This window comes from Pseudoalteromonas ostreae (assembly GCF_018069805.1).
GTDB classification, from domain to species: Bacteria; Pseudomonadota; Gammaproteobacteria; order Enterobacterales; family Alteromonadaceae; genus Pseudoalteromonas; species Pseudoalteromonas ostreae.
Genome location: NZ_JAGPYN010000018.1, coordinates 18,501 through 32,855, shown reverse-complemented (window position 1 = coordinate 32,855; position 14,355 = coordinate 18,501). Strand labels below are relative to the sequence as shown.

The 14,355-nt window shown below is 37.7% G+C and carries 11 protein-coding genes; all 11 read right to left on the bottom strand.

Annotated elements, in window-relative coordinates:
* Window positions 1-9: 9 nt before the first annotated feature.
* The gene (locus J7338_RS14710) at window positions 10-1,839 is read right to left on the bottom strand and encodes a hypothetical protein (protein WP_210797760.1); all 1,830 of its coding nucleotides are present in this window, start codon (window positions 1,837-1,839) and stop codon (window positions 10-12) included.
* Between the two features lie 26 nt (window positions 1,840-1,865).
* Window positions 1,866-2,960 carry a glycosyltransferase gene (locus J7338_RS14705; protein WP_210797759.1) on the bottom strand — a complete coding sequence of 365 codons (1,095 nt, stop codon included), beginning with the start codon at window positions 2,958-2,960 and terminating at the stop codon, window positions 1,866-1,868.
* Window positions 2,950-4,002, bottom strand: coding sequence for a hypothetical protein (locus J7338_RS14700; protein WP_210797758.1), 1,053 nt, complete (start codon window positions 4,000-4,002; stop codon window positions 2,950-2,952). The genes J7338_RS14705 and J7338_RS14700 overlap by 11 nt, the downstream gene beginning before the upstream one ends.
* 220 nt (window positions 4,003-4,222) lie before the next feature.
* Entirely contained in the window at window positions 4,223-5,473 is a 1,251-nt protein-coding gene (locus tag J7338_RS14695; RefSeq protein WP_210797757.1) for an oligosaccharide flippase family protein, read from the bottom strand.
* Complete coding sequence (locus J7338_RS14690) at window positions 5,474-6,538, bottom strand: DegT/DnrJ/EryC1/StrS family aminotransferase (protein ID WP_210797808.1); 1,065 nt, start codon at window positions 6,536-6,538, stop codon at window positions 5,474-5,476.
* A gap of 142 nt (window positions 6,539-6,680) precedes the next feature.
* Complete coding sequence (locus J7338_RS14685) at window positions 6,681-7,256, bottom strand: acyltransferase (RefSeq protein WP_210797756.1); 576 nt, start codon at window positions 7,254-7,256, stop codon at window positions 6,681-6,683.
* 2 nt (window positions 7,257-7,258) lie between these two features.
* Window positions 7,259-8,215, bottom strand: a complete 957-nt coding sequence (locus J7338_RS14680; protein WP_210797755.1) for a Gfo/Idh/MocA family oxidoreductase — start codon at window positions 8,213-8,215, stop codon at window positions 7,259-7,261.
* 14 nt (window positions 8,216-8,229) lie between these two features.
* Window positions 8,230-9,510 (bottom strand): Vi polysaccharide biosynthesis UDP-N-acetylglucosamine C-6 dehydrogenase TviB, encoded by a 1,281-nt coding sequence (gene tviB, locus J7338_RS14675; RefSeq protein WP_210797754.1) that lies wholly within the window; start codon window positions 9,508-9,510, stop codon window positions 8,230-8,232.
* A gap of 476 nt (window positions 9,511-9,986) precedes the next feature.
* Complete coding sequence (locus tag J7338_RS14670) at window positions 9,987-12,227, bottom strand: polysaccharide biosynthesis tyrosine autokinase (protein WP_210797753.1); 2,241 nt, start codon at window positions 12,225-12,227, stop codon at window positions 9,987-9,989.
* A gap of 14 nt (window positions 12,228-12,241) precedes the next feature.
* Window positions 12,242-12,676 (bottom strand): low molecular weight protein-tyrosine-phosphatase, encoded by a 435-nt coding sequence (locus J7338_RS14665; protein ID WP_210797752.1) that lies wholly within the window; start codon window positions 12,674-12,676, stop codon window positions 12,242-12,244.
* A gap of 8 nt (window positions 12,677-12,684) precedes the next feature.
* Entirely contained in the window at window positions 12,685-13,803 is a 1,119-nt protein-coding gene (locus tag J7338_RS14660) for a polysaccharide export protein (RefSeq protein ID WP_210797751.1), read from the bottom strand.
* Window positions 13,804-14,355: the final 552 nt, after the last annotated feature.

The following is a 14,355-nucleotide window of genomic DNA, read 5'->3' as shown; positions in this document are numbered from 1 at the left end:
GCCTAAAAATTAGGAAGATTTATATAACTTAGGAATACTGTTAACGGTACGAATAGCTTCACCGAAGTCAATACCTAAAACATCAAGATACCATTTAATATTTGGATACCTTGGTTTATTTTCTTCTCTTGTAAGCGCTAAAGCTTCATCTCTTGTGATATCCCCTTCACGAATTTGGTTACTTCGAAAAGTGTCATGCTCAGTGAAACCTGCAACTGTATAGTAAACATAATTGTAAAAAGCGGCTGTTGCATCCCCAATACGCCATGTTGTAGGAGTATCTATCGCTTTTTCCCAATCATATTGATTAAGTAAAATATTATCTAATTCAGTTTCGTCCCATCTCCAATAATCAAATATATGGAAGTAATCTTTCTTCTCTGTAAAGCTACGGAAGTACTCACCAGCAAGCGTATCAAACAATGAAGAGTTAAAGTAACCAGGGCTATCCATCATTGCCGTAAAGCGCTTTTTCTGATAATGCAGCTGCTTCATTGCGCCGTTAGTGTAAACATGCTTACCTTCAAAGTCCGGTGGAATATCGAGAAAACCAGTTTTAAAGTGAGTTACCTCTAATGGGTTTACGCCCCATAAATTAATATCAATTCCAGTTTGCTTTTTAACCGTTTCAACATGCCTGAAGAAGTGTTTATCACCTGCTGTCAATATACTCATCATGCCAAGGTGAGGAGACTTCAACCAAGCCTTAAGGTTTATCGCAACATTCTTACGTTTTTTCTCAATATCAGCCGCAACAATGATATTTTCAACACCTAATTGCGCGCACATTCTGCTAATATTACGTCTCCCTAAATCTGTAACTAACCCCCAGTCATAAGTATAAGTAATTGGTTTCATCTTCAATTCATTAACAATTAAATGTAAACCGTAGCAACTATCTCGCCCACCAGAGAATGGTACAATACAGTCAGGTTCACCTTTTCTTCTATACTTTTCTACTAGCTCAAAAAGCTCTTCTTTGGGCTTGGGCTGATTCTTTGGCTTGTACGTATTGCAATAATTACAAACACCGAGTGAGTCAAAATGGATAAAAGGCATAGTCTCTGGAAGAATACATTTAGTACAACGTTTAAGTACTGGCTCATTATATTCAAGAAGAGCCTCTTTCTCAGCATTAAAAGATAATGCTGGCACTAGATCTAGTTTTCTAGAGTGACAATCTTTAACCTCACCAGTATTATTTGCTTTTGGAATATCCCAAACAACTGTTTCATTTATTACTTTATGTACAACTGATAAACCCAATTTAGTTAAAGGATAGCTCTCAGATGAAAAATATAAACTATCATTTGAATCTGCAACATATAAACTTCCATTATTTGAAAAAAGAAGCGCTTTACCCATAGATGGGAACAACAGCGCACACGCAACCACGCCCTTACATTTATTCAAAATATGAGTGGGGATATCCTCTAAAGCAACGCCTTTTTCTAAACAATCTAGAGCAATAGCGATAATAACTTCAGAATCTATCTGAAACTTACGTTCAACATTTATATCTTTCCATAGCTCTTCATCATTAACTATAATGCCATTATGTATAGCAATTATACCATCACGTATCACTGGTTGATTATCTGTGTGACCATTTGTTACTAATCTACTATGGCCAAACACAAGCTTTTTATTATTTAATGAAGTCGATTTAAGTAGCTTGTTAATATCAAAATCAGCTCTAGTAGTTGCATAAGAACCAGCCTCAAATGTAATTAAGCCACTTGAATCCCTTCCTCTTTGCCTAGAGTGATTAGCTAACTCTTTAAGATGCCCAACATTAATATTGTGCTGTTTAGAAACAACACCGAAAATTCCACACATAATTTAACAACCTTTTAGAAAACAAATTAAAGCAAATTCGAATATAAACGTCTAAGTTTTACTATCATTTGAGACCAAGAATACCCATCAAGCTCCTCATGATTTATATTTTTTCTTATTAACCCACCTGTATTTAATAAAACCTTGAATTCTTCTATATTTTTGAAGGTATACCCTGAGTTTGTATTTTTTATATAACTTGCAATTTCAGGGAAATCACTGCCGATAACATTAAACCCGCTAAAAGTGTATTCAAAAAGCTTATTAGGTAATGAGTACTTATCACTTAAAGAAATAGGGGCTAATATACATAGGCCAAAAGTAAAATCATTTTCATTTAAAAACTCCATCAAAAGATCATTTGGCATTGGCTTATGGTAGTGGATATTTTTAAAACCTTTAGAGGATTCTATAATTCTATCCTCCAGCACTCCCCAACCTATAAAATGACACTCTTGCCCATTATCCTGGAAAATATCTAATAGCTCGATTAAATTACGTCCTTCTGAAAACTGTCCAACATAGACAAACTTATTGCTATTAGTATCCGAAAAAGTCTTTGATGCTAGGTTTTGTTTAAACTCAGGAGAATTATATATCAACTCATGATAAGGCAACTCCAAAAATGTGTCTATGTACCATTTTTCAATGAGTGAGGATACTGTGATCAATGAATCACAATGTCTATAGCACAAAGATTCGATAAAATATGTCAAACGAGCAAGGGCCTTACTTTGCCCGCCCTTATTTGATTCTAATTCATGGCAATCATAAACAACCTTACAGCCATATAGTTTTTTATATGCTATTGCTGAAAAAAGCGGATAGGTATCATGCACATGAATAAGGCTAGGTTTACAAGATTTGAACAATAAAAAAGCTTGTATATTAAAATAAATTAGATTAAAAAAATGTCTAATCGATTTAGTTACAAATTTGGCGCTAAAGCTTTTGAGAATTATATATTTACAATAACTATCCAAATTAAACTTGTGTGGCTCGGACTTATCTTCGATCCCAATTGCTATAACATCATAATCTTGCAATGCTTTTATTTGTCGAATGATTCTAAAATCAGATCGTATATCTGTATTAGATACGTGTATGACTTTATTGCTCAATAGTAGTCTCCTTTATAACTTTCGCTCTACTTATATAAACTAAAAGGAGAGCTATTAATAGACCATGAGTTAAAGCGGCTGTAAACAAATCAGACTGAATAAGCGCAACATTAAGAGGGCTAGCAATCAAAGATATTGCAAACCATGTCGGCATATTTCCACTTAGTGAAAAGTCATCAATCATCTTTATTATTAAAGCTAATAAAAGCGAATAAATATACACACCTATTGCGCCAAAATTAGCATAACCACTAGAAACCAGGCCATTATTAGCCCTAGTATCATCATTAAACATCCAATTACCAATTAAAGATGAAATGCCTTGCTCATATGGGTAATCTATAAAGTACTTCATGATTGATTGAGACCAGAAGGTAAACTCATTTTGATTAAAGAAATCCACATAAGCGAAAGTAAGCTGCGCAGGAACAAAAAACACACGGCGAACGTATAGCCCAGAAACCTGTATATCATCAAAATACAAAAACAAAACTACACACACCAATAAAGAAAATGAAATTGAGAAAGGGAGAATTATTAAGCTTCTTTCCTTTTTGAAATAATACCAAGCACCAATAACTAAAAATGGCATAAAAAGCACGGCTTTATGTGCTGAAAAGCCAAAAAACACAACCTGTAAACTCAGAAAAAAAGCTAACAGAAAAAAACGTGAGTTTTTTAAGCAAATTGCGAATATGTAAAGAGTAAATATAGAGTAGGTCCAGTTATTTAAATATGTAAATATCCCGACTTCTGCCAATTTTGCATTTTGATCTCTAAACTGATAAACCGCGTCTAAATCAAAATTTAAACTAGCACCGGATAATAGGAAATTAGACAAAACGAGAAACATGAAGAAAATTGATAGATAAATTGCTAATTGCCCCCCACCATTAATATAAGGCACATTTTTAAAAGAAACAAAACTATGATTTATAAAGTAATACATTAAATACAATGAACTTAAACAAAGGAATACAACATAAAAATCTCTAGCAGAATCTAATCCGAATAGACTCGTAATAGGCGCATAAAAAAACATACAAGCACTTAAAAAAAAGTAATCACTCACCTTTTTAAGAAATAAACTACACAGAGGTATACATAACAAATACATAATTATAGAAAGTACATACTGATTGATGTCGAAATCATAATTAAACCCTGCATAATTATAGTACTTAAAAACAAAGTTAACATATGAAAAGTCGAGCAAAAACCTAATAAAAAGCAATAAAAATACAAATCTAAAATACAACATTTCACAGCCTCATATTTTTCTTCACAAGGCTATATAAATAAGCCCCTATAACAAAATAATTAAACGCAACCAATAAAGACAAACATTTGGCAAGCTCAAGAAAACTCCAAGCATAAATATATGCAACTAAATAGACTGACATATATGTAAGACACATCAAAAACTGCAATAAAAGTTCAATTTTATTTTTTTTATATATTTGAAGAGTAACCAACAAAGGCGATATAATTAATTGAACACAAAATTGAATAGAAAATAATTTAGCTATATTTGCAGCCCCTGCCCACTCATCACCAAATAACAGAACAAAGAGCGAGCCGGCAAATAATTGTACTACAAAAAAAATTAAAATAGATATTATAGACAATTTTAACAATGCAGATTTGAACTCAACCATGGCATTATTTGGATCTGAAGAAATAGCTTTAAAGTAAACCTGGCTAATAGAGTTTCCGATTAGTGTAATAGGTGCTGATAGCAACCTTTCAGCCAATGAATACAAACCAAGAGTGCTCATACTAAAAACAAAAGGGATTAATAAGTTATTAGCCTGACTTGAAATTGTACTTAGCAAACTAGCGGGTGCGGAGAAAAAAGGAAACCTAATATAAGCCTTAAAAAAAACATATAATTTCCTAATTCCCAAGCCTTGAAAAGAAAGGTGATTCTTAGCTCCATAGATATACATTAAAATACTGGAAGATAAAAAAGCTAAAAACCAAGCCAAAACTAAACCCTCTCCCCCAAGCTCAAAAAAACCAAATACAATTTGAAGTAGGCTTATGCTTATAGCCTTTCCAATAAGTGCATTACCTATCGTCTTAAACCTTTCTAACTTAGTAAGGTAATAATTAAATAAGGAGTTACTACTTACACCTAAAACAACTACAATATAGAAAGAGATCAATGGAAATGTAAACTCCCCAAACCCAATATCCATCAAATAACTTTTAAATATTACACCCAGAATTAACAATAATAAGCAGACAGAAAAAGAAAAAAACAGACCTATGTAAAACAGCGCTATTGATACCTTCTTCTGCCTCCCTAATACTATTGCAAGCTCAAAACGTCCGTTAGCCCAAACGGCAAAAACTGCGACTAAAGAACAAAAGAAACTAAAATAACCAAAATCTGAAGGTGAATAAAGCCTTGTAAGTATAGGGCTGATAGCAAATGGAATAATCTGAGCTATTGCAGTCGATGAAATGAGCCTTATTAATACTTTATTTTTTTCAGAATAATTAAACACTTAAATATAGCCATGCATAGGCAAACTAAATACTGACTGAGCTAACCCTTCAGCTACTGGAAAATTGCCAGTTTGATAACCCAGCTGGCTAAATGCTGTTTGTTCATGCATACACGTACCATAATAAATCATAGTGGGTACACCTTGTTCTTTGTACTCAGCCATATCTACATCACGATTGGTTGATACCAGCGTATACTGCGCCCATGAGCTTACATAGCCTGTAGGAACTTGTGGGGTTTGGTATTTACCTGATAGCGTTTTTTCATAGTTATCAGCCGCTTTGTTACGATTAATAAGCTCGGTCGGAAACTCGGCTAGTTTTTCAAGCAATATAGCCGCTTGAATAGTATCTAAGCGGCTGTTCATGCCGATGCGCACATTATCGTATTTATCTTTACCTTTGCCGTGTACGCGGTATGACTTTAATAGCTCTGCATATTCATCATTGTTTGTAAAAACAGCACCACCGTCACCGTAACAACCCAGTGGCTTTGCTGGGAAAAAGCTTGTTGTGGCGATATCACCAAAACTACCAGCGCGTTTACCATCAATGCTGCCACCAAACCCTTGTGCCGCATCTTCAACGAGCTTTAGATTATACTTATCGGCAATTTTTTGGATTTCAGGGTAGTTCGCTGGTAAACCAAATAAATCAACCGCTATAATGGCTTTAGGAGTCAGCTTACCTTCTGCAATTGTTGCTTGAATACGCTTTTCTAGGTCGATTGGGCAGATGTTAAAGGTGGCTTCATCTGAATCTACAAATACCGGTGTAGCACCTTCGTAAGCTATGACCTCTGCTGTTGCAAAAAACGTAAAGGTGGGGCAAAAAACTGCGTCGCCAGGCTTTATATCAAGCACCATCATGGCAAGTGTGAGTGCATCAGTGCCGTTAGCACAGGTTATGGCATGTTTAACACCAACATAGCTTGCTAGTTCGCTTTCAAGCTCTTGCACTTCTGGCCCCATGATATACTTACCATGGTCTAAAACCGTTTTAATTCGTGCGTCTATTTTTGTTTTTAAGTGTTGGTATTGCGCCGCTAAATCTATAAATTGTATGGTCATTTTAAATTCTTCAAATTAGGTTTTATGCTTAGTTTGTATACGCTTATTAAATTATAGCCACCCCCTACAGGCTTGATGGCTTGCAGAGCTAAAGCCCTACAATTAATAACTGGCGATGTTTACATGACAGTGTGTGTTATTTTATAAACAACGCACTCCCTTCTAAAACATATTCTTCACCGGTGTGTTCACACGTGGTACTTGCTTTACCAGTCAAAGGCAAATCCAGCTGCTCACCATACTTGCTTATCCAACCAATTTGCTTAGCTGGTACACCCACCATTAACGCGAACGGTTTGACATCTTTATTAATAACAGCGCCCGCACCCACCAATGAATATTCACCAATGGTTACACCACATACAATGGTGCAATTAGCACCCAACGTGGCGCCTTTTTTTACTAATGTATCGCGATATTCTGTTTTTCGCTCAATAAATGAACGCGGGTTATACACATTAGTGAAAACCATGCTCGGACCACAAAAGACATCATCTTCAATGTGCACGTTGTCGTACACTGATACATTATTTTGCACTTTTACGTTATTGCCAATGGTGACTTTATTACCTACGAATACATTTTGACCAAGCGAACAACCCTCACCAATTTGAGCACCACTACACACGTGCACAAAATGCCAAACACGGGTGTCATTGCCTATTTGTGCGCCAGCATCAACAATGGCGCTTTCATGCACATGATAGTTCATCGTTATAGTACCTTTGAAAGAAGTGGATGCGCTTTGCTGCCAGCTTGGGCCAGTGGCATTTCACGGATTTTTTCAACGGTTTCAATTGCAACACGGTTTTCATCAATACCAAAACCATTACCCGCTAAGATATTTTGATAACTCTGTGTATGTAAATCAGTAAAGCCACCTGAGAACTCAAGCTCCTCGGTATTATCGCCGTCATTAATGGTAATACTACGGTAGGTAAGCTTCTCACCCTTAACTGCATTGTCAGGTAAGTTATTCGAATCTATTGATAAGAACCACTTAACACGTGCGCGCTCATATTCTAGGTAGCCGCTAGATGTTTTTTCATCTCTAAAGTGGACTTCATTATGCTTAAGATCACCAAAAATAAAATGCAGCATATCGTAAAAGTGCACACCGATATTAGTCGCTACACCGCCTGACTTATGGTCAAAGCCTTTCCACGATTTCATGTACCATTTACCCCGCGATGTCATATACGTTAGGTCAACATCAAATACTTTATCGGCAGGTGCTGCGGCCACTTTCTCTTTTAAAGCAATGATTGACGGATGCAGTCTCAGTTGCAGTATTGAGTTTACATTTGCACCGTACTTTTCTTCGTATTCTTTTAGAATATCCATGTCTTCTGAGTGAAGCACTAATGGCTTTTCACAAATTACATCGATACCGTTTTTAAGTGCATATTTCATATGTGGTGCATGCAAGTAATTCGGGCTACAAATAGCAATAAAATCTAGCTTTTGCCCTTTCATTGCACAGTCTTCAACAAACGCGGTAAAATCTTCAAACTCGGTAAAAAATTCAGCATCAGGGAAGTGGCTATCCATTATGCCCACAGAGTCATTAATATCCATCGCAACTAACAGGTTATGTCCTGTCTCTTTAATTGCTTTTAAATGGCGTGGAGCAATGTAACCAGAGGCACCGATAAGGGCGAAATTTTTCATGTTAAAATCCTTTATTATAATCTAATATCTGAGTCTTTCGGGCCAAACACATGTTTAACATCGTACAGTACATGCTTTTCTTTACCCAGCTTACGAATAGCCTCTACGCCCATGTTTTTAAACTCACTGTGGTCTACTGCAAGCACTATCCCATCATAATGGTTTTCAGTAAGCGTATCGATTAACGATAACCCGTATTCATGCTCAACTTCTGCTGCGTTTGCCCAACCATCGTATACATCCACACTCATATTAAAATCATTAAGCTCATTTACAATATCGATGATTTTTGTATTACGTACATCTGGGCAATCACCTTTAAAGGTAAAACCTAATACCAGCACTTTTGCTTCATCTATATGGATTTTTTGGCTTGATAGTTTTTTAACTAGCTGCGTTGCTACATACTCACCCATACCATCATTAATGCGGCGACCAGCTAAAATAACTTCAGGACGGTAACCAACTTCTTGTGCTTTATGAGTTAGGTAATAAGGGTCAACACTAATACAGTGACCACCCACTAAGCCTGGTTTAAACTTCAAAAAATTCCATTTAGTCCCCGCAGCCTCTAACACCTCTTCAGTATCGATACCTAAGCGGTTAAATATTTTTGCAAACTCATTGATAATCGCGATGTTTAAGTCACGTTGAGTATTCTCAATCACTTTGGCGGCTTCAGCTACTTTTAATGAGCCAGCTAAATGAGTGCCCGCAGTAATTATTGAACCATATAAGTTATTCACAAACTGACCAATTTCTGGAGTGGAGCCTGAGGTGATTTTCATTATTTTTGTTAAGGTATTAACTTTATCACCTGGATTAATACGCTCTGGTGAATAACCCGCGAAAAAGTCTTGGTTAAACACCAAACCTGATACTTTTTCAATAATTGGTAAACACACTTCTTCCGTCGCACCTGGATATACAGTTGACTCATAAATAACCACGTCACCCTTTTTAACAAACTCACCAAGCAACTCAGATGCTTTACGAAGTGGTGTTAAGTCTGGTGCATTACTGTCATCAATCGGGGTTGGTACAGTTACTATATAAACATTACATTCAGCTAAATCTTGTTTATTACAAGAGAAAGTTAGGTTTTTTACATCAGCGAGTTCGTTATCACTAACTTCTAATGTGGCGTCGTGACCTGCATCTAATTCATCAACACGCTTTTGGTTTATATCAAAACCTAATACCGGATATTTTTTACCGAATTCAACTGCTAATGGAAGGCCTACGTAACCTAAACCTATGATGCCAATCTTTAGGTCCGTTAATGAATCGTGCATTTTTTAATACTCCCTTGATGTTAAATTTAAATTAGCTCTAGGTTGATCAGTTTTAAGTTGCAAGGTTAAGTCTTTCGCGGCTAAAGCCAGCTCCTACGAATACTATTTTTACTATTTAAGCGCGGGATAAACCCGAGCCTACAAAACATTTTTACCACCGAGGGCAGTGAGGCGCTTCGCTACACAGAAAGAAAAGCCATGGGCTGCGGACAACGGGCTATGAAAACACCTAGCTCCTAGTCTTTTTCCTAGTACCTAGTACCTAGCACCTTTTCTTTTTCTCTTTCGCGGCTAAAGCCTGCTCCTACGTTTTAATACATAGGTGCTAGGTTTTAGGATCTAGGTCCTAGCCTATTACCTAGCACCTTTGTCTTTAACCTTTCGCGGTGACAAGCCAATCGCCTACAATGAACAATAAGCGTCTAGGTTTTAAGATCTAGCTCCTAGTCTCTTCCCTAGCACCTAGTGCCTTTCCCTTACTTATCCGATTTATACTCGTAGTTGTAATAACCGTAATAACCGTAAGCATTGCTGGCTTTTTTAACTACACCGTTAAATACTACGCCTTTAACGTCAGTGCCGTTTTGTTCAAAGCGGGCTCTGGTTAGCTCTATTTCTTTAAGGTGGTTTTGGCCAAAACGCGTTACTAACAGTGTAGTACCGGTATGGGCACTTACGATTGCAGGATCAGTTACCGCTAAAATAGGTGGCGTATCTACAATTACGATATCGTATTCAGCACTTACCTCTTCTACCAATTTACTAAAGTTACTGTGCATTAACAGCTCTGACGGGTTTGGTGGTATTTGCCCGCGGGTAATCACGCTCAACCCTTCAACAGGAGTCGGTTTAGTTACTTGTTCAAGGTTTAAGCTCCCTGATAAATAATCACTTAAGCCGTTATCCCACTTTAAACCAAACTGAGTTTGTAAATAACCTTTACGCATATCGGCATCGATTATCAGTACTTTTTTGCCGCTTTGCGCCAATACTGCAGCTAAATTAACTGATATAAACGATTTACCTACACCGGGGCTTGGTCCTGAGATTGCTATCAAGTTGTTTTTAGCCTCCATCATTGCAAAGTGCAGGCTTGTGCGCAGGCTGCGTAGCGCTTCAATTGACAAATCTGCAGGGTTATCAAGCGCCAATATTGATTTAGGTTTCTTAATCTTATGCTTAAGTGCTTTGCTAAAACCTGTGAGTTTATCTTGATAATCTGAATATGGCACACTGGCGTAAACTGGCAGACCTATAGCCTCAATCTCATTTGGATCTTCAACGCCTTTATGCATGGCTTTTTGTACCAATACAACCGCCACAGCAAGCATGCCACCTAGCATAGTCGCCATTACTACAATTAAGGCTTTTTTAGGCTTCACAGGTTTTGAGGTATTCACCTCGGCGTAGTCAATAATACGCACATTACCGACAGTACCAGCACGCACTATATCAAGCTCTTGTGTTTTACCAAGTAGCATTGTGTAAATTTGATTACTTACTTCTACATCACGTTTTAAGCGTAATAGCTCCTGCTGAGTCTCTGGTAAGTTGCCGACCTCACCAACGAGTTCCTTTTTCTGCTCATTAACTGCGCTGATTTGTTCAACTAAACCTTGGTAAGTTGGATGATCCTTTTTAAACTTACGGCTCACCTCTAAGCGCTTGAGTTCAAGCTCTTGTAATTTAGTTTCAAGTTTAACTACTTGCTCTAACACACCTTGCGTTTCTAAGGTAATATTAATTGATTGGCGCTTAATCTGATAATCGTTAAAACGCTGCTCAGCAAACTCTAATTGCTTTTTAATCTCTGGTAATTGAACTTCCAAGAATTCAAGCGACTTTTGTGCTTCTGCCGAGTTACGTTCCACGTTACGCCTGACATAAATACTCGCTACTTTATCAAGTACTTTTTCAGCATAATTTGGATTTTCGTTCTGTAGGCTTAAGTTAATAATACCCGAATCTTTACCCTTTTCGCTGGCACTAATTGCAGCTTTTAAATCTAAAATTGTATTCAACCGATCTTTGCGCTTGATTGTAAACTCAGTACCCGCATGAGCATTTAAACTACGTACCGTTAATTTAAATTTGCCATTTATTAACTCTTGGCCTACTTTTCCCGCTAATACCTGTTCACCATCACTATTAAATAATACTACTGAGTTATTTTCTTGCGCCGCAAGCGTAAATTTAACTCCAACGGCTGAGGGAGGCACATCAAACCTAAATATATCAATACTCTCTCCACCCCAAGCATATGAGCTAGCCCCAAAACTCGGCTCAGCTAACTCCCCCTCGTTAATTGGACTAAACTTACGAAACGCACGATTACCAATTAATGGGAATAAATTTGGCTCTGCTTCAACATTAAGACGCAAGGTATCAACAGCCTCGCCAATGACTGAGCGTGATTTCAATAACTCAATTTCCGTCACTGCGTCTGAGGTACTTTCAAACATACCTGACATATCATCAAAGCCTGGGACAGATCCGCCGCTCTCTTCAACTTGGATCATTGCTGTCGCTTGATATACCGGAGTTGAAAACACTGCGTAAATTACGCCAATAGCCATAAAAAGCGCGGTTAAAGCGATTATAAAATATTTACGATCAATTAATGCGCCTAACAGCGCCATTAGGTCAATTTCTTGGCTTGCTTGTGTGTCTTGCTTATTTTGTTTGTTTGCTGCTAATGCAGTGGGCTGAGCATTCATGTACTAGCCTATCCTTATAAATACTTTTGCCAAGCGCTACAGGCGCTGTCGATTAATGCATAAACGTGTTCAAACGCTTCTAAACTTTGCCTGTATGGGTCGGGTATTTCTTTATCACCTAGCCACTTACCAAGTAAAAAAGTTTTACCGCGTGCTTCTGGGTAGCGACTACACAGGTCAGTTAAATGGCGTTGCTCCATCACTAAAATAACACTGTTTTGTGCAACAAGGCTTGAGGTTAACTGCCTGCCTTGGTGCTCGTCCATAGCAATACCGTGCAGCACCGCAATTTGCTTTGCAGTTGCATCAGCCGCTTTACCTTCAAGCGCCGTTAGCCCTGCCGAGGATACTTTAATATTTTTACCCGCTAATTTACTTTTTAATACGTATTCAGCTGTTGGGCTGCGGCAAATATTGCCTGCGCACACTACTAAGATAGAATCAAACATCGTAATCCTTAGTTTGCTGCAGCTAAATCGTCAATTGAATCGACTGTTGCGATTGACGGTAGTAACAAGCTTATTACACGGTTCCAACGGGCTAGTGGTGCTGACGTTACATATACAATATCATGTGGTTGTAATTCAAACTGCTCAGCTAGCACTAAAGCAGCAACATTTTTTGCATGTAGCTGGTAGACATCGGCAATAATACCGTCAGTTTCCAAATTACGTTTACGCAGTACAAACACGCCATTTGCATCAGCGGTGTTTTCATTTAAGCCACCAGAATTACTGAGTGCTTCGGCTAGGTTTAAACCATAGCGGTTAACATCCACTGAGCCTGCTTTTTTAACATCACCTAATACAAACACGCGTTGTAAGTCATTACGATTAACGTGAACTATATCGCCGTGTTGTAGTAAACGGTTTTGCGAAATATCACCATGAGCATAAAAATCATCAAGTTTGATAACTTCGGTTTGATCGCCACGGGTAAAAGTTACAGTCCGCCAATCGGCAGCTTCAGTTAAACCACCAGCTTGATTTAAGGCATCAATAAGTGTGAGTGGAATTTCTGTTACGGGAAAAATACCCGGTTGTTTTACTTCGCCAGTTACATACGCTTTTTGACTGCGAAAACCAACTACTTTAATATCAATTTGTGGGTCTTCAATCACACGGCTTAAGCGTTTAACTAACTCGCTGTGTACTTGTTGTACTGTTTTACCTGCTGCCTGAATATTTGGCGCATAGGCATACGTAATAGTGCCGTCGGCTTGCACGCGGAAACCATCAAACTCAGCGGTACGTTGTACTGCAGCTGGTATGGTTAACTCTGGGTGATCCCATACACCAATGGTCAGTACATCACCTACACCAAGTATATATTCGTAATCGCTAACGTTTAAACCATCAAGGCTTGAAGGTGGCTTAGTTTTTTTGCGTGATTGGTTTTGCTGATAAATTAAAGATGAGTCAATAATTTGAATATTTACTTTTTCAAGATCCTGCTCAAGGTTTTTCATCTGCTCACCCGATTCAATTCCTTCGAAATGGCTACCGGGGATGATTGTACAACCTGTCATTGTTAGCAACGTTAGTGATGCCACAAGTGTTTTACAGCTTAGCGCCATTGTGTATTCCCAAAATAATATTAAATTCTAAAACTTTCAGCTTATTTTAAATATACTGCTGTTATTTTTTGCTGGCTAATTAAAGCATGGCTATCCTTGCTTCGCAAGGTTCACTGCACGTTTAATGTGCGAGCTATTAACTTTTTTGTTAATTTAGTTAAAAATTTCAGCCCCTGTACCTTTCTCTCTGAAGCGCAGCACATGACACAACCCTCCTTGTGAATAAATACTTATAAATCTTTTACTTCCCTAGTCATTCGGGCGCACTTCCGTTCCAGTTCATCGCAGAACTCCTCTTACCCAACTAGATAAGCAAAACATTTTGCTTATCTAGTTCTTCGGACGCGCTTCCACACCTAGGTTACAATTCTTACTTACTGATAAATATTGTTTTAAGCTGTATGATTCTAGGTTAATAAATTTAAAGGTACGAGGTGAAAGGTCAAATTCTTCGCGGCTAAGGCCGCCTCCCACGTTAAAATATAAGCGCAATCCTAGTACCGAGTCACTTCCCTAGCAGCTTTGGCCTTTTCTTTATTAACCTAGCTCCCT